This window comes from Micromonospora sp. M71_S20 (assembly GCF_003664255.1).
Classification (GTDB): Bacteria; Actinomycetota; Actinomycetes; order Mycobacteriales; family Micromonosporaceae; genus Micromonospora.
Genome location: NZ_RCCV01000005.1, coordinates 32,080 through 55,359, shown reverse-complemented (window position 1 = coordinate 55,359; position 23,280 = coordinate 32,080). Strand labels below are relative to the sequence as shown.

23 protein-coding genes and 1 tRNA gene are annotated in these 23,280 nt (G+C 73.5%); 12 read left to right on the top strand and 12 right to left on the bottom strand.

Features of this window, described 5'->3' with window-relative positions:
- Positions 1-263: 263 nt before the first annotated feature.
- Positions 264-1,673: a class II fumarate hydratase gene (locus tag DER29_RS32855; protein ID WP_199729669.1), complete on the top strand. Its 1,410-nt coding sequence runs from the start codon at positions 264-266 to the stop codon at positions 1,671-1,673.
- Positions 1,674-1,900: 227 nt separating this feature from the next.
- On the opposite strand, the gene DER29_RS32850 is transcribed toward DER29_RS32855, so the two are convergent.
- Positions 1,901-2,446 carry a CGNR zinc finger domain-containing protein gene (locus tag DER29_RS32850; RefSeq protein WP_121401534.1) on the bottom strand — a complete coding sequence of 182 codons (546 nt, stop codon included), beginning with the start codon at positions 2,444-2,446 and terminating at the stop codon, positions 1,901-1,903.
- A gap of 75 nt (positions 2,447-2,521) precedes the next feature.
- On the opposite strand from DER29_RS32850, the gene DER29_RS32845 reads away from it, so the two are divergent.
- Positions 2,522-3,487 (top strand): DMT family transporter, encoded by a 966-nt coding sequence (locus tag DER29_RS32845; RefSeq protein ID WP_121401533.1) that lies wholly within the window; start codon positions 2,522-2,524, stop codon positions 3,485-3,487.
- Positions 3,488-3,622: 135 nt separating this feature from the next.
- Positions 3,623-5,311: a S8 family serine peptidase gene (locus DER29_RS32840; RefSeq protein ID WP_121401741.1), complete on the top strand. Its 1,689-nt coding sequence runs from the start codon at positions 3,623-3,625 to the stop codon at positions 5,309-5,311.
- 98 nt (positions 5,312-5,409) lie between these two features.
- Here the strand turns inward: DER29_RS32840 and DER29_RS32835 are convergent, their stop codons facing one another.
- On the bottom strand, positions 5,410-6,552 hold the full coding sequence (locus DER29_RS32835; protein WP_121401532.1) for a hypothetical protein: 1,143 nt from the start codon (positions 6,550-6,552) through the stop codon (positions 5,410-5,412).
- Positions 6,553-6,745: 193 nt separating this feature from the next.
- Entirely contained in the window at positions 6,746-7,393 is a 648-nt protein-coding gene (locus tag DER29_RS32830; RefSeq protein ID WP_121401531.1) for an IclR family transcriptional regulator, read from the bottom strand.
- 63 nt (positions 7,394-7,456) lie between these two features.
- Between DER29_RS32830 and cysS the strand changes: the two genes are divergently transcribed.
- Positions 7,457-8,872 carry a cysteine--tRNA ligase gene (gene cysS / locus DER29_RS32825; RefSeq protein WP_121401530.1) on the top strand — a complete coding sequence of 472 codons (1,416 nt, stop codon included), beginning with the start codon at positions 7,457-7,459 and terminating at the stop codon, positions 8,870-8,872.
- On the top strand, positions 8,872-10,005 hold the full coding sequence (rlmB, locus tag DER29_RS32820; protein WP_121401529.1) for a 23S rRNA (guanosine(2251)-2'-O)-methyltransferase RlmB: 1,134 nt from the start codon (positions 8,872-8,874) through the stop codon (positions 10,003-10,005). Before cysS ends, rlmB begins: the two co-directional genes overlap by 1 nt.
- Positions 10,006-10,128: 123 nt before the next feature.
- Here the strand turns inward: rlmB and DER29_RS32815 are convergent, their stop codons facing one another.
- Positions 10,129-11,220, bottom strand: coding sequence for an ABC transporter ATP-binding protein (locus DER29_RS32815; RefSeq protein ID WP_121401528.1), 1,092 nt, complete (start codon positions 11,218-11,220; stop codon positions 10,129-10,131).
- Between the two features lie 332 nt (positions 11,221-11,552).
- Between DER29_RS32815 and DER29_RS32810 the strand changes: the two genes are divergently transcribed.
- A tRNA-Thr gene (locus DER29_RS32810) sits at positions 11,553-11,629 on the top strand.
- 268 nt (positions 11,630-11,897) lie between these two features.
- On the opposite strand, the gene DER29_RS32805 is transcribed toward DER29_RS32810, so the two are convergent.
- From DER29_RS32805 to DER29_RS32795, 3 genes are all read right to left on the bottom strand, one after another.
- Entirely contained in the window at positions 11,898-12,302 is a 405-nt protein-coding gene (locus DER29_RS32805) for a type II toxin-antitoxin system VapC family toxin (protein WP_121401527.1), read from the bottom strand.
- Complete coding sequence (locus DER29_RS32800; RefSeq protein WP_121401526.1) at positions 12,299-12,499, bottom strand: hypothetical protein; 201 nt, start codon at positions 12,497-12,499, stop codon at positions 12,299-12,301. The genes DER29_RS32805 and DER29_RS32800 overlap by 4 nt, the downstream gene beginning before the upstream one ends.
- A 174-nt stretch (positions 12,500-12,673) precedes the next feature.
- A complete protein-coding gene (locus DER29_RS32795; protein WP_121401525.1) occupies positions 12,674-12,901 on the bottom strand; it encodes a hypothetical protein in 228 nt (75 codons plus the stop codon).
- Positions 12,902-12,999: 98 nt separating this feature from the next.
- Here DER29_RS32795 and DER29_RS32790 point away from each other — a divergent pair, with 98 nt between their 5' ends.
- Genes DER29_RS32790 through DER29_RS32775 form a run of 4 tightly spaced genes read left to right on the top strand, consistent with a single transcriptional unit; the run spans position 13,000 to position 15,194 of the window.
- Positions 13,000-13,719, top strand: a complete 720-nt coding sequence (locus tag DER29_RS32790; protein WP_233600311.1) for a TetR/AcrR family transcriptional regulator — start codon at positions 13,000-13,002, stop codon at positions 13,717-13,719.
- A gap of 23 nt (positions 13,720-13,742) precedes the next feature.
- Positions 13,743-14,201, top strand: a complete 459-nt coding sequence (locus DER29_RS32785; RefSeq protein WP_370040936.1) for a helix-turn-helix domain-containing protein — start codon at positions 13,743-13,745, stop codon at positions 14,199-14,201.
- A gap of 10 nt (positions 14,202-14,211) precedes the next feature.
- Entirely contained in the window at positions 14,212-14,631 is a 420-nt protein-coding gene (locus DER29_RS32780; RefSeq protein WP_121401524.1) for a VOC family protein, read from the top strand.
- A gap of 17 nt (positions 14,632-14,648) precedes the next feature.
- Positions 14,649-15,194 (top strand): histidine phosphatase family protein, encoded by a 546-nt coding sequence (locus tag DER29_RS32775; protein WP_121401523.1) that lies wholly within the window; start codon positions 14,649-14,651, stop codon positions 15,192-15,194.
- Here DER29_RS32775 and DER29_RS32770 read toward each other — a convergent pair.
- On the bottom strand, positions 15,178-15,684 hold the full coding sequence (locus DER29_RS32770; RefSeq protein ID WP_148710167.1) for a protealysin inhibitor emfourin: 507 nt from the start codon (positions 15,682-15,684) through the stop codon (positions 15,178-15,180). The two genes, DER29_RS32775 and DER29_RS32770, sit on opposite strands and share 17 nt — an antisense overlap.
- 168 nt (positions 15,685-15,852) lie before the next feature.
- Here DER29_RS32770 and DER29_RS32765 point away from each other — a divergent pair, with 168 nt between their 5' ends.
- Together DER29_RS32765 and DER29_RS32760 are read left to right on the top strand one after the other, a co-directional pair.
- Positions 15,853-18,246, top strand: a complete 2,394-nt coding sequence (locus tag DER29_RS32765; protein ID WP_121401521.1) for a M4 family metallopeptidase — start codon at positions 15,853-15,855, stop codon at positions 18,244-18,246.
- Between the two features lie 119 nt (positions 18,247-18,365).
- Complete coding sequence (locus DER29_RS32760; protein WP_121401738.1) at positions 18,366-19,139, top strand: enoyl-CoA hydratase/isomerase family protein; 774 nt, start codon at positions 18,366-18,368, stop codon at positions 19,137-19,139.
- 81 nt (positions 19,140-19,220) lie between these two features.
- Here the strand turns inward: DER29_RS32760 and DER29_RS32755 are convergent, their stop codons facing one another.
- The 4 genes from DER29_RS32755 to DER29_RS32740 form a co-directional block, all read right to left on the bottom strand.
- Positions 19,221-19,664, bottom strand: coding sequence for an HNH endonuclease (locus tag DER29_RS32755; RefSeq protein WP_121401520.1), 444 nt, complete (start codon positions 19,662-19,664; stop codon positions 19,221-19,223).
- A 239-nt stretch (positions 19,665-19,903) separates the two neighbouring features.
- On the bottom strand, positions 19,904-21,112 hold the full coding sequence (locus tag DER29_RS32750; protein ID WP_233600310.1) for a hypothetical protein: 1,209 nt from the start codon (positions 21,110-21,112) through the stop codon (positions 19,904-19,906).
- 49 nt (positions 21,113-21,161) lie between these two features.
- Positions 21,162-22,694, bottom strand: a complete 1,533-nt coding sequence (locus DER29_RS32745) for an FAD-dependent oxidoreductase (protein WP_121401519.1) — start codon at positions 22,692-22,694, stop codon at positions 21,162-21,164.
- A gap of 90 nt (positions 22,695-22,784) precedes the next feature.
- Positions 22,785-23,276 (bottom strand): MSMEG_6728 family protein, encoded by a 492-nt coding sequence (locus DER29_RS32740; protein ID WP_121401518.1) that lies wholly within the window; start codon positions 23,274-23,276, stop codon positions 22,785-22,787.
- Positions 23,277-23,280: the final 4 nt, after the last annotated feature.

Sequence of the window (23,280 nt, the reverse complement as noted above, 5' to 3'; positions counted from 1 at the left end):
GTGCGGGTAGTTCCACGATCCTAGATACGTGACACGCGGGAGGCGCTCGGCTTTTCGAGTGACGTCGGTGCGCCCGCCCTGAGGAGCCGGCGGGCGCACCGCCCCCGTTCGGTCGCCGGCGGCGGCGACCCGGTGACGAGTGTCGGCGTGAGGACTGTCGATCCGCTCTCGGAACGCTGTCGGCTTTCGTCCGGGGCGCCGTGACCGTCGGCGCCGACCCGGCTCGCCGCGATCATCTGCACGTCGGCGCGCGGCGCGGCAGGATGGTACGCGTGACGACTCCAGAGGCGACGGGCTACCGGATCGAACGCGACTCGATGGGCGAGGTGGAGGTGCCCGCCGAGGCGCTGTGGCGCGCGCAGACCCAGCGCGCGGTGCAGAACTTCCCGATCTCCGGCCGGGGCATCGAGCCGGCTCAGATCCGGGCGCTGGCCCAGATCAAGGGGGCGGCGGCCGAGGTCAACGGCGAGCTGGGCGTGATCGACGCGAACGTGGCCGCGGCGATCGCCGCCGCCGCCGCGCACGTGGCCGACGGCGGCTACGACGACCAGTTCCCGATCGACGTGTTCCAGACCGGTTCCGGCACGTCGTCGAACATGAACACCAACGAGGTGATCGCGACGCTGGCGAGCCGGGAACTGGGCCGGGACGTGCACCCGAACGACGACGTGAACGCGTCGCAGTCCAGCAACGACGTCTTCCCGTCCTCGATTCACCTGGCGGCCACCGAGGCGGTCGCGCGGGACCTGTTGCCCGCGCTGGCCCACCTGGCGGAGGCGCTGGAGGGCAAGGCGGCGGAGTTCGAGACCGTGGTGAAGGCCGGGCGTACCCACCTGATGGACGCCACCCCGGTGACCCTCGGGCAGGAGTTCGGCGGGTACGCCGCCCAGGTCCGCTACGGCATCGAGCGGCTGGAGGGGGCGCTGCCCCGGCTGGCCGAGCTGCCGCTGGGCGGCACGGCGGTGGGCACCGGCATCAACACCCCGCTCGGCTTCGCCGCGAAGGTCATCGAGAAGCTGCGTGGCTCGACCGGACTGCCGCTGACCGAGGCGCGCAACCACTTCGAGGCGCAGGGCGCCCGGGACGCGCTGGTGGAGACCTCCGGGCAGCTGCGTACGGTCGCCGTCGGTCTCTACAAGATCGCCAACGACATCCGCTGGATGGGTTCGGGCCCCCGCGCCGGCCTGCGCGAGCTGCGCATCCCCGACCTCCAGCCCGGCTCGTCGATCATGCCGGGCAAGGTGAACCCGGTGGTCGCCGAGGCGGTGCGGCAGGTGTGCGCCCAGGTCATCGGCAACGACGCCGCCGTCGGGTTCGCCGGTTCACAGGGCGACTTCGAGCTGAACGTCATGCTCCCCGTGATGGGCCGCAACCTGCTGGAGTCGGTCCGCCTGCTCGCCGCGTCGAGCCGGCTCTTCGCCGACCGCCTGGTGGTCGGCCTGGTCGCGGACGCCGAGGTCTGCCTGGCGTACGCCGAGGGCTCGCCGTCGATCGTCACCCCGCTCAACCGCTACCTGGGGTACGACGAGGCCGCCTCGATCGCCAAGGAGGCGCTGGCCAAGCAGGTCTCGATCCGCGAGGTGGTCGTCTCCCGGGGGCACGTCGACTCGGGCAAGCTGACCGAGACCCAGCTCGACGAGGCGCTCGACCTGCTCCGGATGACCCACCCCTGACCCCGCGCCGGTGCCGCCGGCTGGTCCGGCCCGGTGGGGCTCGGCACGTCGGCGGCGTTCCGGGAGGCGATGCCGGCGGGCCTGGTCGAGGCGAGCGGGCGGCCACCTTGATGCCCGGCGGACCATGCTGCCGCGAGCCTGTGGAAGCTGAATCGTCTGCGACATCAGCTCCAAAGGCCGGGGCAGCCGGTCCCGGGCCGTGTCGCTGACGATTCCCCACCTTCGGTTCAGCGCCCGTCGGCGGCCTTGCGGGCGCGGTAGGCGGTGACGGCGGCACGGTTGCCGCAGCCCGCGTCGCAGAACCGGCGGGAGCGGTTCTTCGACAGGTCGACGAGCACGTTCTCGCAGTCCGGGTGGTCGCAGATCCGCAGCCGGCGCAGCTCCCCGGTGCGTACGAGATCCGCCAGCGCCATCGCCGCCTCGACGGCCATCCTGGTCGCCAGCGGCGCGTCGCGAGGCACGGCGTGGATGTGGTACGGCTCGTCGTCGTGCGTGATGAGCTGCGGCAGCGCGGCGTTCTCGCGCAGCAGCCCGTTGACGATGCCGACGATCCCCTCGGTGTCGGCGTACCAGACGCGGCGCAGCCGGGGTCGCAGGTCGCGTACCGCCCGCAGTTCGCCCTCCGTGTGCTCGTGCCGCCCGCTGTAGGTGTGGGCGACGAAGAACGCGTCCAGGGCGGCGACATCGGGCAGGCCCTCACCGGCGCGGCCGTCGGTGTTGACCAGCGCGGCCATGGCAGTCAGGGAGCATTCCGTGTCATGGGTGAAGAGCAACTTGACTCCTGTCGGGGTGGCCGCATAGCGTCACGAGCATAGTGGCAGTTTACTCATGACAGTGGGAGTGGATCGATGCGTCAACCACCCGCCGCCGGGCTCGGTCTCGGCCTCGCCCTGCTCTCCGCCGTCACCTTCGCCACGTCCGGCACGTTCGCCCGGTCGCTCATCGACGCCGGCTGGTCGGCCGAAGCGGCCGTGGTCGCCCGCGTCGGCGTCGCCGCGCTGGTCGTGGCGGTCCCGGCCGTGCTGTCCCTGCGCGGCAGGTGGGGCGTGCTGCGCCGCAACCTCGCCGCGATCGGCGTGTTCGGGCTGCTCGGGGTCGCCACGGCCCAGGTCTGCTTCTTCAACGCGGTCCGTTACCTGCCGGTCGGCGTCGCGCTGCTGCTGGAGTACCTCGGCATCGTCCTGGTGGTGGGCTGGATGTGGCTGGTCCACGGGCAGCGTCCCCGCCGGCTGACCGTCGCCGGCTCGGTGGCGGCCCTCGCCGGCCTGTTCTTCGTCCTGGACCTGACCGGCGCCGGCCGCCTCGACCCGGTGGGCGTGCTCTGGGGGCTCGGGGCGGCGGTCGGCCTCGCCGGCTACTTCGTGCTCGCGGGACGGGTCGACGAGGAGCTGCCCTCGGTGGCCATGGCCAGCGGCGGCATGGCCGTCGGGGCCGCCGTCCTGCTGCTGCTCGGTGCGGTCGGCGCGCTGCCGCTGCGCGTGTCCCTCGACGAGGTCACCTTCGCCGGGCAGCGCACCAGCTGGCTGGTGCCGGTGGTCGGCCTGTCGCTGGTCGCCGCCGTCGTCGCGTACCTCGCCGGGATCGCCGGCACCCGGATCCTCGGCGCCCGGCTGTCGTCGTTCGTCGGGCTGACCGAGGTGATGTTCGCCGTGCTGATCGCCTGGCTGGTGCTGGGCGAACTGCCCGCCGTGGTGCAGTTGCTCGGCGGCGCCCTGATCGTCGCCGGCGTCGCGCTGGTACGCGTCGACGAGCTGCGCGCTCCCCGTGCCGGGGACCGCCCGGAGCCACGCGCCACCGAGCCCGCCCTGCCGTGACGACCTGGACGGTCCGGCTGCCGCCCGCACTGCGGATGAAAACGAGATTCCCGCCATAGCCGACGCTGCCCTGGCGGAATGCGCACCGGTGATGTCTGATGGCTGCCACGTCCCTCAACGAGAGGATCCGATGTGGTGAGCAAGCGCTTCACCGCCGGTGCTGTCGCGTCCGCGACCGCACTGGCACTTGCGGTGACAGGCATGAGCGTGCCGGCCAGTGCCGAGCCGAGCAGTGCCCGTACCTTCACCGTCGTCGCCGAGGACGGCGTCTCGGCGGACGCCGCGATCGCCGCCATCCGGTCGGCCGGCGGCACGGTGGTCTCCCGCTCCGACGACGTCGGCATGTTCCGGGTGACCAGCGACCGGGCGGACTTCGCGGCCAAGGCCACCGCCGCGACCGCGCTGATCGGCGCCAGCGAGCAGAAGGCGATCGGCCGCAAGCCCAAGCTGGACCGGGTCGAGCAGGAGCACCTTCTGGCCGCCGCCGCGGCCAAGGGCGCGGGCGCCAAGCGCGGCAAGAAGATGGACCCGCTGGACGAGAAGCTCTGGGGCCTGGAGATGATCCGGGCGGACCAGGCGCGCAAGGTCGAGCCGGGCGACCGCCGGGTCACCGTCGGCGTGCTGGACACCGGCGTCGACGCCAGCAACCCCGACATCGCGCCGAACTTCAACTGGGCGCTGTCCCGCAACTTCGCCCCCGACATGGTGGACGTCGACGGCCCGTGCGAGGTGGCGAGCTGCCTCGACCCGGTCGGCACCGACGACGGCGGGCACGGCACCCACGTGGCCGGCACGATCGGCGCCGCCGCCAACGGCTTCGGCCTCTCCGGCGTCGCCCCGAACATCTCCCTGGTCGAGCTGAAGGGCGGCCAGGACTCCGGCTACTTCTTCCTGGAGCCGGTGGTCAACAGCCTGCTGCACGCCGGCAAGGTCGGCCTGGACGTGGTCAACATGTCCTTCTACGTCGACCCGTGGCTCTACAACTGCACCGCCAACCCGGCCGACTCTCCGGAGCACCAGGCCGAGCAGCGAGCCATCATCAAGGCCATGAAGCGGGCGTTGAACTTCGCCCACGACCGGGGCGTCACCCTGGTCGGCGCGCTGGGCAACAACCACGAGGACCTGGGCGACCCGCGCACCGACGTGTCGAGCCCGGACTACGGTGACACCGCGCCCTATCCGCGCGAGATCGACAACGACAGCTGCTGGGACCTGCCCGCCGAGGGCCCCAACGTGATCGGCGTGTCGTCGGTCGGGCCGTCGGGCAAGAAGTCGGACTTCTCGAACTACGGCACCGAGCAGATCTCCGTGGCGGCGCCCGGCGGCTGGTTCCGTGACGGCTTCGGCACGGACACCTACCGCACCGACGCCAACATGATCCTCTCGACGTACCCGAAGAAGGTGCTCCAGGAGGAGGGCTCGGTCGACGCCAACGGCAACATCGTCGCCGGGTTCGAGGAGACGGTCTTCAAGCAGTGCAAGGCCAACGGTGAGTGCGGCTACTACACCTACCTGCAGGGCACCTCGATGGCGGCCCCGCACGCCTCCGGCGTCGCCGCGCTGATCGTCAGCAAGCACGGCAAGAAGGAGCGTCACGGCGGCTTCGGGATGGCGCCGAAGCTGGTGGAGCAGCACCTCTACCGGACGGCGGCCGAGCACGCCTGCCCGGAGCCGCGCCTGCAGTCGTACGTCAACGAGGGCCGGGACGCCGAGTTCGACGCCTACTGCGCCGGAGGGCTGAACTTCAACGGCTTCTACGGTTACGGCATCGTCGACGCGTACGCGGCGGTGAAGACCCCGCTCAAGCCCAACGCCCGCCCGTAACGGCGGACGGCAGGGGCCCGGCCGACTCGTTCGGCCGGGCCCCTCGCATGTCCGGCGGCGGGCGGCCGATCCGCCGGACGGTGGCGGGAGCGTCCCGGTCACTGGCGCCAGCCCCGGGCCCCGAGCGCGGCGCGAACCTCGCGCAGGACACCGGGGAAGTCCTGGCGTAGTCGCCTGCCGGTCACGGGCAGCACGAGCCATCCGGCACCGACCAGTCCGGCGATCCGGTCGAGGTGCCCGTTGCCGACCTCGGCGTGCCGCCCGTCCTGGGCGACGGCGACGCGGTACGCCGGCCACGCCAGGTCGGCGTGCAGGACCAGCCCGGAGGCGACCCGGACCGGGTGCCGGGCGGCGGGGCGCGGCAGCCCCGCCAGCACCAGCCGCACCCGCAACTCGGACTCGACCGGCGACCGGGCGCCCGGATCCGCCAACTCGAACACCCAGCGCGCCCGGCGACCGCCGGGCCGCTCGGCGTTGCGGTCGGCGACGGCGACGAGGGCCTCGCGGCTGGTCAGCCCCTGCCGGAGCAGCGAGTCGACGATGCCGACCGCACGGAGCGGTTCCAACCAGACCGCCGTCTCCCAGGCCGCCGAGGTCGGATCCGTGCGAGGCGGCACGCCGGCGGTCCGCAGATCCGCCACCAGCAGGCCGCCCGGGGACGGAAGGACCGCGCCGGCCCGGCCGGTGGTGGACGGACGGGCCGCCGTGCTCCGACCACCGGCGGGCGGGCGGACCGCGACGTTGCGGCGCTCGGCGGCCGGGCGGGCCGCCGTGCCCGGGTCCTCGCCGGGCGGACAGGCCGCGATGTGCCGGCGGTCGGCGGGCGGCCGGCCCGGCACGCCCGGACCGTCGCCCGCCCCTCGGGATCGCGCGGACGCGCACGACGGCGGCGTGGCCGGGCCCGTGGAGTGCACGCGCAGGCCCCGCTGCGGGCCGAGGCGCATCGTCCTGGGGACGAGGACGTGCACGTCGTCGGCGAAGGAGGCGGCGTGCTCGACGCCGTGCAGGTAGGCCGCTGAGGGGCCGGCGACGATCGCCTCGGGCGGCAGCCGCAGGGCGGCGGCCCGGCAGGCCAGGGCGTGGTCCCGGTCCAGCCGGGCGTCGGCGTAGACGTCGTGACGCAGGCGCAGCCAGGCCGAGCTGCGCAGCTGGTGCTCGGTGACCAGCCCCTGTCGGATCGCGTCTGAGCCGCGGAAGACCTGCCAGGCCAGTACGCCGGGCCGGTGCGGTGGAGGTGGCATGTGGGCAGCGTGCCCGCCGTCCGGCCCCGCCCGACAGCCCTGTGGACAACCGGGGCCGCCCCGAGGAATGCCGACTGTGGACAACCGGCGCGGCGGCCACCTGATGTGGTAGGGGGCCGCCCCGGACCTGCGGGGCGACGACCCGGGGAGGACGGCCGCTCGGGGCGGCGGCTCGGGAAAGGACCGCGGTGGCTCAGGAGAGGGCGGTGGCGATGGCGGTGGCGGCAGCGAGGACCTGCGCGCCGACCACCTCGGCGTCCAGCGGGGCCAGCGCCACCACCCCGACGCTCGCCTCCAGGCCCGGCACACCGAGCACCGGGGCGGCCACCCCGTACGCGCCGGACTGGAGTTCCCCGGCGGTGCTCACCGGGCCGGCGGCGCCCGTCCGGCCGGCGAGGATGGCCCGCCCGGCCGCACCGCGCTCCAGCGGGTGCCGTGCCCCCGTCCGGTACGCGACGTGGAACGACGTCCAGCTCGGCTCGACCACGGCGAGCGCGACCCCCTCGCCGCCCTCGACCACCGTCAGATGGGCGGTCGCGCCGGCCTGCTCGGCGAGGCGGCGCAGCGCGGGCAGTGCCCCCTCGGCGAGCAGCGGCTGGGCCCGCCGGGCCAGGTGCAGCACCCCGGCGCCGAGGCGCAGGCGGCCCTCGCCGTCGCGGCGCAGCATGCCGTGCGCGGCGAGCGCGCCGACCAGCCGGTACACCGCCGCCCGGCCGACGCCCAACCGGTTCGCCGCCTCGGTGACGGTCAGCCCGCCCGGCGCGTCGGCGACCAGGTGCAGCAGGCGCAGCCCCCGGTCCAGCGTCTGCGCCGTCTCCCCGCCCCGCGCCGTCGTCTCCACGCCAGCAGCGTACGACCCGGCTCCGGACAACCCCGGAACGCGTGGGACGGCTACCCTTGTACGGTGACGCTACGCCTGTATGACACCGCCACCCGATCGGTGCGGGACTTCGTCCCGCGGGAAGCCGGCAAGGTGGGGGTCTACCTGTGTGGTCTCACCCTCCAGGCCCCGCCGCACATCGGTCACCTTCGCTCCGGCGTCAACTACGACGTGCTGCGCCGCTGGCTGCTCGCCGCCGGCTACGAGGTCACCTTCATCCGCAACGTGACCGACATCGACGACAAGATCCTGGTCAAGGCGATGGAGCAGGGCCGGCCGTTCTGGTCGATCGCGTACGCCAACGAGTTGATCCTCGCCGATTCCTACCGGGCGCTCAACGTGCTGCCCCCGACGTACGAGCCGCGGGCCACCGGGCACATCCCGGAGATGCACGAGCTGATCGCCAAGCTGATCGCCGACGGGCACGCCTACCCGGCCACCGACGACTCCGGCGACGTCTACTTCGACGTCTGCTCGTGGCCGGCGTACGGCTCCCTGTCGGGGCAGTCGCCGGACGCGATGCAGTCGGCCGGGGACGCGCCCGACCGGGGCAAGCGCGACCCGCGCGACTTCGCGCTCTGGAAGGGCGCCAAGCCCGACGAGCCGGCGGACGCCTACTGGCCGTCGCCGTGGGGGCGGGGCCGGCCGGGCTGGCACATCGAGTGCTCGGCGATGTGCTGGCGCTACCTCGGCGCCGAGTTCGACATCCACGGCGGAGGGCTGGACCTCACCTTCCCCCACCACGAGAACGAGATCGCCCAGTCGCAGGCCGCCGGGCTGCCGTTCGCCCGCTACTGGGTGCACCACGGGCTGCTCAGCATCGGCGGCGCCAAGATGGGCAAGTCGCTCGGCAACGCCCTCGACCTGACGTACGTCGACTCCCTCGGGGTGCGCCCGGTGGAGCTGCGCTACTACTACGCCGCCGCGCACTACCGGTCCCGGATCGACTACTCGGAGGACGCGCTGCGCGAGGCCGCCGTCGCGTACCGCCGGATCGAGGGGTTCGTGCAGCGGGCCGTCGAGCGCGTCGGCGCCGGCCAGCTCGGTGAGCTGCCGGGCGCGTTCGCGGCGGCCATGGACGACGACCTGAACACCTCCGCCGCGTTCGCCGTCCTGCACGAGGTGGTCCGCGACGGCAACACCGCGCTGACCGGCGGCGACGATGTGACCGTCCGCACGGCGCTGGCCTCGGCGCGCGCCATGCTGGATATCCTCGGGGTCGACCCCCTCGACCCGGCGTGGACCGGTGGCGGCCGCGCGGACGACCTGCGCGGCGTGGTGGACTCGCTGGTCGCGCTGGCCCTGGAGCAGCGCGCACAGGCCCGCGGCCGCAAGGACTGGGCCGCCGCAGACGCCGTACGCGACCAGCTCAAGCAGGCCGGCGTGGTGGTCGAGGACACCCCCCAGGGCCCCCGTTGGACTATTGGAGAGCAGGACTGATGGCCGGCAACTCGCAGCGCCGTGGCCGGCGTCTGACGCCGAAGGCGGGAGCCCCGAAGGGCTCCGGTGGCAAGAACAAGGACGCCCTCGCCGGGCGGGGCAGGACCCTGCCCGCCGACGAGCGGCCCTGGCACAAGGCCTACTCGGGCACCGAGAAGCTGCCCCAGCGCACCGCATGGAAGCAGGACAAGGAGCGCCGGGCGGCGGCCGAGGAGGGGCGCGCCCCGAAGATCGGTCAGCCGGGCAGCAAGGACACCACCTGGGGCAGGGGCGGTGGCCGGGGCACGCCGACCGGCGGCGGTCGCGGCACGGGCGGTCGGGGCGCCAGGCCCACCGGTCGTGGCGGCCCCCGGGTCGCACCGGGCCGCAAGTCCAACCCGTCGAAGGACACGCCGGAGTTGCTGGTCGGGCGCAACCCGGTGCTGGAGTCGCTGCGCGCCCAGGTGCCGGCGACCGCGCTCTACACCGCCCAGGGCATCGACGCCGACGACCGGGTCAACGAGATCGTCCGGACGGCCGCCGACCGGGGCATCGCGATCCTGGAGGTCAGCCGGGCCGAGCTGGACCGGATGACCGGCGGCGTGCTGCACCAGGGCATCGGGCTCCAGGTGCCGGCGTTCGCGTACGAGCCCTTCGAGGACCTCGTCGCAGCGGCGCTGGAGCAGGCCGCCCCGCTGCTGGTGGCGCTGGACGGGGTGACCGACCCGCGCAACCTCGGCGCGGTGATCCGGTCCGCCGCCGCCTTCGGCGCGCAGGGTGTCTTCGTACCGGAGCGGCGGGCGGCGGGGATCACCGCGACCGCCTGGCGGACCAGCGCCGGCGCGGCGGCGCGGGTGCCGGTCGCCCAGGTGACCAACCTGACCCGGTCGCTGAAGGCCTGCCAGGACGCCGGCTTCCTGGTCGTGGGCCTGGACGCCGACGGCGAGACCGACCTCTACGACCTGGAGGCCGCCGTCGGCCCGCTGGTCGTGGTGGTCGGCTCCGAGGGGCGAGGGCTCTCCCGGCTGGTCGGCGAGACCTGCGACCTGACGGTCAGCATCCCGATGGTCTCCGACGTCGAGTCGCTCAACGCCAGCGTCGCGGCGGCCGTCACCCTCGCCGAGGTGGCGCGCCGTCGGGCCGCCGAGGGCTGATCCGCAGACACGCGAAGGGGTGGTCCGCCGACGGCGGGCCACCCCTTCGTCTTCAGAGGCCCACGGCCGGACAAGACGATGGGGGTGCCCGCCGATCGGCGGGCACCCCCATTTTGTCGTACGTCAGATGCGGTTGCCGGTGCTCGCGTTGAAGACGTGGCTGCGGCCCTCGCGCGGCTTGACGAACACGGTGTCGCCCATGTTCGGCATCGTGCGCCGGTCGGTGCGGACCACGAAGCGCTCGTTGCTGCCCTCGAGCGCGGCGTGGCCGTAGATGTTGGCGTCCGAGCCGAGGTCCTCGACCAGCTCGACGACGACGGGCATGCCGCCCTCGGTCGGGCTGACCAGGTCGCAGTCCTCGGGGCGGAAGCCGACGGTCACCTTGTTGTCGCCGCCGTCGGCGCGGGCCGCCTCGACCTGCTCACGGGTGAGCGGGATCTGCAGGTCGGCGAAGGCGGCGCCCCGCTCGCTCAGCGGCACGGTCTTGATGTTCATGGCGGGGGAGCCCATGAAGCCGGCGACGAAGACGTTGGCCGGGGTGTCGTAGAGCGCCCGCGGGGTGTCCACCTGCTGGAGCACGCCGTCGAGCATGACCGCCACCCGGTGGCCCATGGTCATGGCCTCGACCTGGTCGTGGGTGACGTAGACGGTGGTGACGCCCAGCTTCGCCTGCAGCGACGCGATCTGGGTACGGGTCTGCACACGCAGCTTCGCGTCGAGGTTCGACAGCGGCTCGTCCATGAGGAAGACCTGCGGCTCGCGGACGATCGCCCGGCCCATGGCCACCCGCTGGCGCTGACCGCCGGAGAGGGCCTTCGGCTTGCGGCCCAGGTACTCCTCCAGCTGGAGCAGCGCCGCCGCCTCCTTGACCCGCCGGTCGATCTCGGCCTTCGAGGTCTTGCGCAGCTTGAGCGCGAACGCCATGTTCTCGTACACCGTCATGTGCGGGTAGAGGGCGTAGTTCTGGAAGACCATCGCGATGTCGCGGGCCTTCGGCGGCAGGTGGGTGACGTCCCGGTCGTCGATGTGGATCGAGCCCTGGTCGACGTCCTCCAAGCCGGCGAGCATGCGCAGGCTGGTGGACTTGCCGCAACCGGAGGGGCCGACCAGGACGAGGAACTCGCCGTCGCCGATCTCCAGGTCGAGCTGGTTGACGGCGGGACGCTCCGTGCCCGGGTAGATCCGGGACGCCTTGGAGTAGGTGACCGTAGCCATGGTGGGGTGCTTCCTTTCACCGGCAGGAACGTGCCGGACGATCCGAGTGAAGGAGCGGCCGGCACGGGTACGCGCCGGCCCACGGGCAGCCTCTCGGTGATCGAGATGTCGTCCGTGTCACTGCACGGTAAACGGCTTTTCGCCACCTGCCAAGGCGGGGCGCACGGGATGGGACGGACCGCATAGACATTCCGGTCACTCGGGCACGGGCGGACATCAATCGACCGTCGATGTCGGTGGACGTCGTTGGATCGGCGACGTTTCCCGTGGTCGGGGGGCCTGCCGAGGCGGAAATCCGGACGTCAGTCGCTATGCTGACGTCGGCACCACACGCCCCTGTAGCTCAGCTGGCCAGAGCACTCGCCTTGTAAGCGAGATGTCGCCGGTTCGATCCCGGCCGGGGGCTCCAAATTTCATCAGGCATGTCACGCCCGGTGCTGTCGCGAACCGGGCGGTCGACCGCGACGTCGCCACAGCATCTGGGTTCACGACAGCCGTGTGCCGAGCTTGCCGAGTGCCCCACACATGGCGGCCCGCAAGCGGGCCGCGCCGGCCGGCGCGGCCGGCTGGTGGCCTCCGGCCGGCACCGCCGGGCCGACCGCCATGCCTGGGCGTAGACCTAGAAGTGGGGCGGTAAGCCGCACGACGCCGGACAGCCGCGCTGTGGGTTGCCGAACCTAGGAGACGTCGAAGAGGCGCAGGCCGTCGTACTCGGCGAAGTCGGCGTAGTCCTTGCCGTTGAAGGTCGCCAGCGGTAGCCGGTCGACGAGGCAGCATGCCGCGATCCAGGAGTCATTCGTCGGCCGGGGCCGCCCACGATGCTGCGCCCGCGCCTGGAGCTGCCCCCAGGTCGTCGCCACCGCCTCGTCGAAGGGCAGCAGCACGACCTCGGACCGCCACTGCGCGAGATCAGCCAGCTTGCTAGGTCCCCAGCTCCGCAGCGCGGTCCACTTGATCAACTCCCCGAGCGTCACGAAGGTGATGCACAGGGTCCTACCGGCCAGACGGGCACGGAGGCGGTCATGCAGTCTCCCCCGGAGGATCGTCGACGCTACGTCGGTGTCCAGGACGACGAGGCTCACGCGGCGCCAGCTCGCCGGGAGGCGTGGAGGTCGGCGAGGAAGTCATCCAGTTCTTCGTCCGACTCGAACAGGTGTGGCCGAGCCAGGTCGTCAATGGTGGCGATTGGCCGGATGCCCTGACGACGCGCCATTTCCTCAGCCGGTACGTGCTCAGCGGTCGACCACCTGGGTGTCTGCTCGGCGCTGCTCGACGTCACGGCTCACCTCCTGCGTCTCGGTTCGTCATCCATTCTCGCACCTTCCGGCGTCGAGAGGGCGCACGTCACCGCCGACTGTCAGGCGCTTCGCCCGCCGTGCAGAGCTCGTAGGTGACAGCAACGACCTGGACGAGGGCGCCCACTGTCGGACGTGCGCCGCCGGGCTGGCCGGTGTCAGGGCGTCGTGTCGAAGTGGACCTCCACGTCGTAGATCAGGCGGAGGGGCTTGCCGTTGGTGACGCCGACGAAGACCGGCTCGGCGGCCGGGGTGCGGCCGTGGCGCCAGACCTCGCTCCGGGCCGCGTCCCGGGACTCGTGGTGGTGTTTGCCGGCTCGGTGCAGGGCCAGGACCCGGCGGGCGGTCGTCGGGTCGGTGTCGAGATGGATCCGCATCAGGGGCATGTCCGGGCCTCCTCCGTGGCGTGGCGGCCGACGGACCTAACGCGCGTCGAGCAACTTGCCAGCGTTAAGTCACCCGATCACCGTACTAGAGTGGTCGGGTGACCATCAACCGATCCGGCCGGGCGCCGCGCGAAGAGCCGGCCGGCCGGCCCGACGCCGTCAGTTCGGTGTGGCTCCGTGCGGAGTCCGCCCGTCCGCGCCGTACGCCGCCGCTGAGCCGGCAACGCATCGTCGACGCCGCGGTGACCCTGCTCGACGGGCACGGTATGGACGGCCTGACGATGCGTCGCCTCGCCCAGCAGCTCGACGTCACCTCCACCGCGCTGTACTGGCACGTGAGGACGAAGGACGACGTGCTCGACCTGGCCGTCGACCAGATCTTCGGCGAGGTGCGGCTCCCGCACGACGTGGGCGACTGGCGGGACGACGTCCGCGCGCTGGTCCGGGACTGGCGGGCGGCCATCCTCCGGCACCCGTGGGCGGCGAGCCTGATCGGGCGTCCCATGCTCGGCCCCAACGTGCTCGCGCGCACCGAGTTCCTCCAGTCGGCACTGGTCCGCGGCGGCTTCTCGGGCCGTCGGCTGGCGGTGGCGACCCGCCTGCTCGCCAACTACGTCGTCGGCGCCGCGCTCACCGAGGCCACCTGGCGGCGGACCGCGGATCCGCACGCGCGCGGCGAGGCCCGGCGGCACATCACGGCGAATCCCGCCGCCTATCCGACCCTCACCGCCTCCGGTCATCTCGACGATGCCCGATGGAGCGACGACGAGCTGTTCGACCAGGGCCTCGACGCGATCCTGGCGACCGCGCCGAGGTGACGGGCCCGGCGTGGCGGCGCCCTATGCTGGGCGGCGTGAGCAGGGCTACGGAGGAGTCGAACCGGGCCATGCTGCGCGCCCGGGACGCCATGGACCGTGCGTACGACCAGCCGTTGGACATCCCCGCCCTGGCCCGGATCGCGTACGTCTCCGAGGCGCACTTCATCCGCACCTTCCGGGCGACCTTCGGCGAGACCCCGCACCGCTACCTCCAGCGGCGGCGGGTGGAGCGGGCCATGTACCTGCTGCTGCACACCGACCGGGACGTCACCGACGTCTGCTACGCGGTCGGCTTCTCCAGCCTGGGCACGTTCAGCCGCACGTTCCGGCAGATCGTCGGGGAACCGCCGTCGGAGTACCGCCGGCGCAAGGCGCCGACCGCCGCCGTGCCGGTGTGCTTCACCAAGGCCTGGACCCGGCCCAGCAGCTTCGGACAGCAGAGGTCAGTTTTGGATAAGCAGCAGGTCAGGCCCGCCCCGTAGCGTTCCCGGCATGACGATGAACGCGATCAGCCGCTCCCAGATCTACGTGCTCGACCAGGACGAGGCCCTCGACTTCTACGTCGGGAAGCTCGGCCTGGAGGTCAACACCGACCAGGACCTCGGCTTCATGCGCTGGCTGACGGTGAACCTGCCCGGCGACCCGGAGCGCGAGATCCTGCTGGAGAAGCCGGGCCCGCCGGCACTGGACCCGGCCACCGCCGAGCAGGTCCGTGAGCTGCTCACCAAGGGGGCGCTGGGTGGGTACCTCTTCATGACCACCGACGACGCGCACAAGACGTACGAGGACCTCGTCGCCAAGGGCGTCGAGATCACCGACGAGCCGATGGAGCGCCCGTACGGGATCGACTTCGGCATCCGCGACCCGTTCGGCAACAAGATCCGCATCGGTCAGATGTTCCCCAGGGGCTGACCTGGCGGCGGGGAGCCATGATCGGCAGGTGTGCCACCGCTGGCACGCCTGTCGGTCGCGTACGAGGGGGACGACGTGGGGACCGCCTGCTCTACCTGGCCCGGCACGGCGAGCAGGACCGCCCGGCGGGAACCCCGCCGGGCGTCGACCCGCCGGAGACCGGCCTGTCCGCCCGAAGCCGCCTGCAGGCGAGCCTGCTCGGCGAGCGGCTGCGCGGCGTGCCCGTCGACGCCGTCCACCACGGCCCGCTGCGGCGCGCCGCCGAGACCGCCGAGCTGGTCGCGGCGTCGCTGCCCGGGATTCCGGTGTACGCCGCCGAGGAGGTCGGCGACCATCTGCCGCACGACACCGATCCGGCTGGCCTGCCGCCCGCGTACGCCCGGCTGCTGGCGGAATTCTCCCCGGCGGAGCGGGCCGACGGGCCGCGGCTGACGGCGGCGGCCGTGCGGCGCTTCGCCACCGCGCCGGTGGACGGGGACCGGCGGGACCTGGTCGTCACGCACACGTTCCTGATCGCCTGGAGCCCGCCCGCTCGGCAGGGCCGGCTCAGCCGGTGGCCGTGATCAGCAGTTCCACCACCGCGCGGGCCGTCGCCGGCGGGCCACCGTCGGACGGGCAGTCCACGTAGCCGGTCTCCACCGTCCCGACGGTCAGCCGGTAGCTGAAGGCGTCCCGGCAGGCGGTGGGGGTCGACGGGCGGCCGGCCTCGGCGGCGAGGGCCGGGTCGGCGACGAGCCGGCGCAGCCGGTCCAGGTCCGCGCCGGGGAGCCGGCCGGTACGCCGCGATCCGGCGCGGTCGACGACGGTCCACCGGCCGTCGGGCTCCACCGTCACGGTGTCGCCGCGCCCGGCGAAGCCGCCCGACCGGGTGAGCACGACGCGTGCCGCCGCGGCCGTCGGTGCGGAGGCGGGCGGCGCGGTGGCCGGTGCGGACGGGCTCGCCGGGAGGCTCTTCGGCGGTGGCACCCGGTGCGGCGGCTGGGTCGTCGCGCAGCCGGACAGGACGGTCGCCACCAGCGCGATCTTGACGCCGGCCATCGAAGCTGATCTCATGCCGCTCGGACGCGCGGCGCGGCGGCGCGGTTCCCGCCGGCCCCGGTTCCACCGAACGGTCAGTGTCCCGGGCGGAATTCCGATCACCCCTTCTCTTTTGGGTCGTCACATCGTTATATCTACATGCGTGACTATACCTGTCGCGCATACCCCCGTTCAGGAGGGCACGTGAAAAGACCCCTTGCCGCCGTCGGTACGGCCCTGCTCACCAGCGGCCTGCTGACCGTCGTCGCCACCCCGGCGCTCGCGGCACCCCCCACCGCCCCCGCCCCGGGCGGGCCCGCCGCCGCCGCGGCGAGCATCCTGCGCACCAACCCCGGCGCCGTCCAGGGCACCGGCGCCGAGTCCTACCAGGTGCACAGCACCAAGGTGGACGCCGACGGCGCCGCGCACACCCGCTACACCCGGACCTACCAGGGCCTGCGGGTGTACGGCGGTGACTTCGTCATCCACACGACCCCGAGCGGCGGCTACGCCGGCTCCTCGGTCGGCCTGGACGCCCCGCTGACCCTGCCCACCACGGCGAAGGTCCCGGCCGCAGCGGCGAAGAAGGCCGCCCGCGCCGAGTTCTCCGGCACGCTCACCGCCGTGGGTACCCCAGAGCTCTTCGTCGACGCCAGCTCCGGCAAGGGCCGGCTCGCCTGGGAGACCGTCGTCACCGGCTGGCACCCGGACGGGCAGACGCCGTCGCGGTTCCACGTCGTCACCGACGCCACCACGGGCAAGGTCGTCGGTTCGTACGACGAGATCGAGGCCGTCGCCGGCACGGGCAACAGCGTCTACTCGGGGACCGTCACCGTGGACACCACGCTCTCCGGCAGCACGTACCAGATGATCGACCCGCTGCGCGGCAACGGCTCCACGTGCGACATGAACAACGGCACGTCGACGTGCACCACGATCACCGACGCCGACAACACCTGGGGCACCGGCGCCGCCTCCAACCGGCAGTCCGCCGCAGTGGACGCGCACTACGGCGCCGCCAGGACCTTCGACTACTTCAAGAACGTGCACGGCCGCAACGGCATCTTCGGCGACGGCCGGGGCGTGCCCAGCCGGGTGCACTACGGCAACAACTACGTCAACGCCTTCTGGGACGGCTCCCGGATGACGTACGGCGACGGCAGCGGCAACTCCCGGCCGCTGGTCTCCATCGACGTGGCCGCCCACGAGATGAGCCACGGCGTCACCGAGAACGTGGTCCCCGGCGGCCTGACCTACTCCGGCGAGTCCGGCGGCCTCAACGAGGCCACCAGCGACATCTTCGGCAACATGGTCGAGTTCTACGCCAACAGCCCCGCCGACCCGGGCGACTACCAGGTCGGCGAGAAGATCAACATCAACGGCGACGGTACGCCGCTGCGCTACATGTACAACCCGGCCCTGGACGGCTCGGGTGACAGCTGCTGGTCCACCTCCACGAAGAACAAGGACGTGCACTACTCGTCCGGCGTGGCCAACCACTTCTTCTTCAACCTCGCCGAGGGCACCGGGGCCACCCCGTACGGCACCTCGCCGATCTGCGGCTCCGCCCCGGCGGTGACGGGCATCGGCCGCGCCAAGGCCGAGAAGATCTGGTGGCGGGCGCTGGACACGTACTTCACCTCCAACACCTCGTACGTCAACACCAGCAACCCGGCCAACACCGCCCGGGCGTACAGCCTGCGCGCCGCGACCGACCTGTACGGCAGCTGCTCCACCGAGTACCGGACCGTCCAGGCGGCCTGGACCGCGGTGAACGTGGCCGGCAACGACGCGCCGTGCTCGACCGGCAACGACTTCTCGGTCTCGCTCTCGCCGACCTCCGGCGCGGTGAACCCGGGCGGCTCGGTCTCCACCACCGTGTCCACGGCCACCACCAGCGGCTCGGCGCAGACCGTGACGCTGTCGGCCGCCGGTCTGCCGAGCGGGGCGACCGCCTCGTTCAGCCCGGCCTCGGTGACCTCGGGCGGCTCCTCGACGCTCACCGTCGCCACCACGGCCGCCACGCCGCCGGGCACCTACACGGTCACCGTGAACGGCGCCGGCTCGGTCACCCGCAGCGCCACCTACACGCTGACGGTGAACGGCACCGGCGGCGGCTGCACCAGCCCGGGTCAGAAGCTCGGCAACGCGGGCTTCGAGTCCGGGGTCACCACCTGGGCGCAGACCTCGGGCGTGATCGGCCAGCACGGCACCTCGCAGCCGGCCCGCACCGGCACGTGGAACGCGTGGATGAACGGGTACGGGAGCACCCGCACCGAGACGCTCTCCCAGTCGGTGAGCCTGCCGGCCGGCTGCACGTCGTACAACTTCAGCTTCTGGCTGCACATCGACACGGCGGAGACCACCACCGGCACGGCGTACGACACGCTGCGGGTGCAGGTGCTCAACTCCTCCGGGACGGTGCTGGCGACCCTCGCCACGTACTCGAACCTGAACAAGGCCGCCGGGTACAGCCAGAAGTCGTTCTCGCTGGCCGCGTACAAGGGGCAGACCGTCACCCTGAAGTTCACCGGCGTCGAGGACGCGTCGCTCCAGACGTCCTTCGTCGTGGACGACACCGCCCTCAACGTCTCCTGACCTAGCCGTACCGTCGCCGGCCCGGCGACCACCCCGCCAGGGTGGCCGTCGGGCCGGCGCCGTTATGGTCGCCGCACGCGTCGCCGGTCCCGGCGGCCGGGCGGGACGTCGAAGGGGTGGTGACGGTGGCGGACGCGGAACTCCTCGTCGAGGTGACCGGGCCGGTGGCGACGGTGGTGATCCGGAACCCGGCGCGGCGCAACGCGATGACCACCGCGATGTGGCGGCGGCTGCCGGAGCTGCTCGACGGGCTGGAGGCCGACCCGGCCGTCCGGGCGCTGGTGCTCACCGGCGCGGGGGACACCTTCTGCGCCGGCGCGGACCTGGGCGACCTGGACGAGCTGCTGGACGCCGGCGACGCCAGCATCGCGGTGGCCGCCGAGGAGCGGCTCGCCGCCTTCGCCAAGCCGACCGTCGCCGCCGTCCGGGGCGCGTGCGTGGGCGGCGGCTGTCAGCTCGCCGTCGCCTGCGACCTGCGGGTCGCCGCCGCCGACGCGCGGTTCGGCGTGCCGCCGGCGCGGCTGGGCCTGGTGTACCCGGCGCCGACCACCCGCCGGCTGGCCCGGCTGGTCGGCCCGGCCGCGGCCAAGCACCTGCTCTTCACCGCCGAGCTGGTCGACGCCGAGCGGGCGCTGCGGGTGGGCCTGGTCGACGAGGTGCTGCCGGGCGACGGGCTCGCCGCCCGGGTGGACGAGCTGACCGCCGCCGTGGTCGCCCGGTCCCAGCTCAGCGTCGCCGCCGCCAAGGAGATCGTCGACGGGCGGGCGGACGAGGACCGGATCGCCTGGTGGCACGGGCAGGTCCGGGCCAGCGGCGAGGCCCGCGAGGGCGTCGCCGCCTTCCACGAGCGCCGCCCGGCCCGCTTCGGCTGGACCCCGCCCGCCCGGCACTGACCGCCGGGCCGGCGGGCGCCGCGCCGGGGGCGTACCCCCGACGCGGCCCCCGTTCCCGCCGGCCGGCCCGTCACCGCCCCGTCACCGCCCCGCCAGCGACGCCCAGCTCGGCACCGCCGGCTCGCGCCGCAGCGGCATGCCCGCCTCGGCCGGCGTCCGGTCGCCCTTGCGCTGGTTGCAGCCGTAGCAGGCGGCGGTCGTGTTCCGCCAGGTGTTCCGGCCGCCGCGCGAGCGGGGCAGGACGTGGTCGATGGTGCCGGCCGGCCCTCCGCAGTACGCGCAGCAGCGCCCGTCGCGGCGCAGCACGCCCGCCCGGGACCAGGCCGGTCCGGCGCTGAACCGCCACCGGGTCACCACGTAGCGGACCAGGCGCACCACCCGGGGCACCGGGAACACCCCGATCACCCGGTCCGGCTCGGCCTCGTGGATCTCGGCGACCCGCCGGCAGAGCATCCGGATCGCGTGCTGGACGGTGACCCGGTGCAGCGGGCCGAGGTCGGCGTTGACGACGAGGACGGCGTCCACCGGTGTCTCCCTTCGTGGCGGTGACGAGCTGGGCGGGCCGGAGCGCGAAAGAGCCGCCCGGTCCGGGTGCGGACGGGCGGCTCGACGTCGTGTGGGCACGCGTCAGTCGGGCCGGCCGCCCCCGGGGTCTTCGGCGCGGTGACCGCCGTTCGCCGGAGGCGTGGGCAGGCACGACGGCACACAGGTGACGTGCGACATCGACATGACCAGCTCCCGCGGCGGTGGTTGACCTTGCGCGATCACGGTAGGTCGGCGGGGGAGAGAGGGGCAACGGATTTCGATCGAGGCCCCGGCTCGTCGGGGCGGCGCTGCCGGCGGGCCCGGCCGGCGGCCCGCGCGGCGGCCAGCGGCCGGTCGATGCGTACGGCCATCCGGGCGGTCAGCTCGCTCTCCAGCAGCGGCCGGTTGACCTCCCCGGCGACCGCGAGCGCCGGCCCCGAGACGGTGCGCCAGATCGCGGCCAGCCCGGCGCCCAGCCCGAGCAGGGCCACGGCGGCCCGCGTCACCGGCGACCCGGCGGCGGCGAGCGCGCTCACCCCCACCACGGCGAACAGCACCGCGAGCAGCGGTACGAGCACCGGCCAGAAGATCCCCCGGACGGCCTGCACCACCAGCTTCCGGTCCCGCACGATCAGGTTCCGGGCGACGACGGCGTAGTCCTCCTCGTCGAGCAGGTCCCTCGGGTGCAGCCCGCCGGTGAGCACGCCCTGCCACAGCTCGCCCTGGTTGCGCAGCTCGCGGGCCAGCTCGGGCAGCCCCGCCTCGGTCGGGTCGCCCATGCCCGCCCTGGTGACCGCCGAGGCCCACGCCGACAGCGAGCGGCGGACCACCGCGGCCGAGTACGGGGGCAGCACGCTGGCCAGCTCGCCCAGCCAACGGCCGATCTCGAACTGCCGCCCGCCGAAGCGCTGGGCCACCTGCCCGGCGTCGCCGTTGCGCACGGCCTCGCCGTACCGGACGGTGTCGGCCAGCGAGCGCCCCAGCCGGTACGCCAGCCCCACCCGCTGGTTGGTGGCCATCGTCCAGCGCAGCAGCTCCACGTTCAGGTCGTCGAGGGCGAGCAGCAGGGCGTCGGCCGACCCGTCGGCCACCCGGCCCCGCGCGTCGGCGGTGGCGGGCAAGGGGCCGACGCGCCGGGTCAGCTCGGCGATCTGGGTGAGCGCGACCTCCACGCCGTCCAGGTACATGTGCATCCGCCGCCGCCCCGACATCTCGGTCAGGTTGGACAGCTTCGCCGGTGCGCCCGCCGGCCGGTCGGCCCCGGGATCGCGCAGCTCGGCGGTCCGCGCGTGGTGGTAGGCGTCCGCCATCCACCAGCCGAGCCGCAGGGCGGTCACGACGCAGGCCCGCTCGTCCCGGACCAGCGGGTACGCGTCGTCCCGCGGCACGTCGGCGACGAGTGGGTCGTCGTCCGTACGCGGCGACATCCCGCTGACCTCCCGGCTCATCCCAGACGGTCAGCCTAGGCCAGCCGAGCGGCCTATTTGTCCGTTTTGCTCATCTCCGCCCGGCGAGCAGGCCCCGCGGCCGGATCGAGCGGACGGGCTCGGCCGCGCCGCCCTCGGCCCGCAGGACGTGGTTGGCCGCGATGATCCCGGTCGCCGCCGACCGCTCCATCAGCGCGCTCGGGAACTCCGTCCGCAGACCGTCGCCGGCCAGGTAGAGCCCGTCGGCGTCGGTGCGTACCCCCGGCCGCCAGGCGTGGCTGCCGGGCGTGAACGCCGGCGCCTGCGCCTCCACCCGGGCGCGCAGCTCGCGGACCCGCAGCCGGGCCGCCTCCGGCCAGAGCACCGTCAGCTCGACCCGCATCCGTTCGGCCAGCTCCTCGGCGGGCACACCCGCCTCGCAGGCGTACGCGTGCAGCTCCACGACCGAGCCGCCGGTGCGTTCCGCCCAGCGGCGGGACTCGTTCTCCAGCCGGTGGTAGAGGGTCACCGAGTCCAGGGTGGGTTGCCGGGACACCCCGCTGAACACCGCCCGGTCGGCGGAGACGTCCCCGTCGCACCAGTAGCGCGCCACCGCGTACGGCGGGCCGGGCCGGCCGAACGCGGGCATCCGCGCCGCCAGCCGGGGCGCGTGGTCGGCCAGGCCGGGCGAGGCCGCGACCAGCGCGGCGAGGGCGGGCGGGTCGACGGCGAGCACCACGTGCCGGGCCGGGTACGACGTGCCGTCGGCGGTCGTCACCCGCCAGCCGGCGCCGTCGCGGGTCAGGGCGGTGGCGGCGGCGTCCGTCACCACCCGGCCGCCGTGCTTCTCAACGTGCCGGGCCAGCGGCTCCCAGATCGCCGTCGCGTAGTCCTCGTCCGGGCAGTCGAAGGCCAGCCCCTCCGGGTTGCCCAGCAGGTAGAAGTGGAACTGGGCGATCATCTCCGCCGCCGACATCTCCGCCTCGTGGTTGAAGAACGAGTGGGAGAAGACCTCGAAGAGCATGGCGCGGGCCCGGTCGGGCAGCCGCAGCGAGGTGAGCAGCGCGTCGGCGGTGGTGTCGTCGAACTCGGCGTAGGTGCGCCCCGGATCGTAGGTGAGCAGCGGCAGCGCCGCGTCCCGGTCCATCCCCCGCAGGTCGCCCAGGCGCAGGCTGGGGCTGCGCAGCAGCAGCGCCAGCAGGTTCGCGGGCGGCGCGGGCGGCAGCCTGCCGAACTCCTCGGTGGGCCACCGCTCGCTCAGGATCGGGTAGCCCGGAACCGGCTTGAGGAAGCCGAGGCCCGGGTCGGCGCGGCGCAGGATCGACCGCCAGTTGTAGTACTGCCGGAAGAACGCGTGGAAGCCGTGCTCGTTCATCTGCCGGGTGCCGTCGGCGAGCGTCTCCGGCCAGGCCCCGAGCCGGCCGCCGAGCGTCGGCGCGGCCTCCAGCACCGTCACCGTCACCCCGCGCTCCGCCAGCACCACCGCCGCCGACATGCCGGCGATCCCGCCGCCGACCACCACCGCCTCGGCCTGGCCCGGCACGCGGGGGGCGCCGCCACCGCCCGGGTCCACCTCGTGCTCGCGTACGCCGATGAGTCGACCGACCACCTTCGACAGCGCCATGTGCACCTTCCCGCCGGATGGGTGTCCAGTCTGCCCGGTGACCAGCCAGGAGGAACGTTCCCCGACCGCAGGCGGCTCACGCGCCCCGACTCACGTCGGCGGCGGCAGGCAGCGCCGCTGCCGGTCCGAGGCGGGCCAGACGTACTCCAGGTCGGGCGGGACGTCGTCGCCGAAGATCGGGCCGTAGTGCCCGGGATCCTTGCGCAGCAGCGACGAGCGGTGGCTCAGGTGCAGGTCGTCGCGGCCCAGCCAGGGCGGCAGCTCCCCGGCCTCGGCCAGCTCGGCCTGGGTGCGCACCCGGGTCAGGCCGCAGGCGGCGGCGAGGTCGGTGGTCATCGTGGTCGCGCAGGTGTCGGCCCGGCCGGGCTCGCACCAGACCGCGCAGACGTCCAGCCCGTACCGGGTGAGGGCCTCCTCGTACCCGGCCCACATCTTCACCGCCGGGTGGTTGCGCCAGCCGTACGTGGGCCAGGTCAGGCCGCGCAGCACCTGGATGGTCTCCACCCGCTGCTTGCCCAGCCGCTTCTGGTCCAGCGTCCGGGCGCTGGCCAGGAAGTCCGGGTACGGCAGGAACGTCTGCATGCCG

What these genes read in the sequence shown, in the direction of transcription:
- DER29_RS32855 (WP_199729669.1), top strand. Translation starts at nt 264, where the DNA reads ATGGTACGCGTGACGACTCCAGAGGCGACGGGCTACCGGATCGAACGC.
- DER29_RS32845 (WP_121401533.1), top strand. Translation starts at nt 2,522, where the DNA reads ATGCGTCAACCACCCGCCGCCGGGCTCGGTCTCGGCCTCGCCCTGCTC.
- DER29_RS32835 (WP_121401532.1), bottom strand. Translation starts at nt 6,552, where the DNA reads ATGCCACCTCCACCGCACCGGCCCGGCGTACTGGCCTGGCAGGTCTTC.
- rlmB (WP_121401529.1), top strand. Translation starts at nt 8,872, where the DNA reads ATGGCCGGCAACTCGCAGCGCCGTGGCCGGCGTCTGACGCCGAAGGCG.
- DER29_RS32815 (WP_121401528.1), bottom strand. Translation starts at nt 11,220, where the DNA reads ATGGCTACGGTCACCTACTCCAAGGCGTCCCGGATCTACCCGGGCACG.
- DER29_RS32795 (WP_121401525.1), bottom strand. Translation starts at nt 12,901, where the DNA reads ATGCCCCTGATGCGGATCCATCTCGACACCGACCCGACGACCGCCCGC.
- DER29_RS32785 (WP_370040936.1), top strand. Translation starts at nt 13,743, where the DNA reads ATGCTGGGCGGCGTGAGCAGGGCTACGGAGGAGTCGAACCGGGCCATG.
- DER29_RS32780 (WP_121401524.1), top strand. Translation starts at nt 14,212, where the DNA reads ATGACGATGAACGCGATCAGCCGCTCCCAGATCTACGTGCTCGACCAG.
- DER29_RS32775 (WP_121401523.1), top strand. Translation starts at nt 14,649, where the DNA reads ATGATCGGCAGGTGTGCCACCGCTGGCACGCCTGTCGGTCGCGTACGA.
- DER29_RS32770 (WP_148710167.1), bottom strand. Translation starts at nt 15,684, where the DNA reads ATGAGATCAGCTTCGATGGCCGGCGTCAAGATCGCGCTGGTGGCGACC.
- DER29_RS32750 (WP_233600310.1), bottom strand. Translation starts at nt 21,112, where the DNA reads ATGAGCCGGGAGGTCAGCGGGATGTCGCCGCGTACGGACGACGACCCA.
- DER29_RS32745 (WP_121401519.1), bottom strand. Translation starts at nt 22,694, where the DNA reads ATGGCGCTGTCGAAGGTGGTCGGTCGACTCATCGGCGTACGCGAGCAC.
- DER29_RS32740 (WP_121401518.1), bottom strand. Translation starts at nt 23,276, where the DNA reads ATGCAGACGTTCCTGCCGTACCCGGACTTCCTGGCCAGCGCCCGGACG.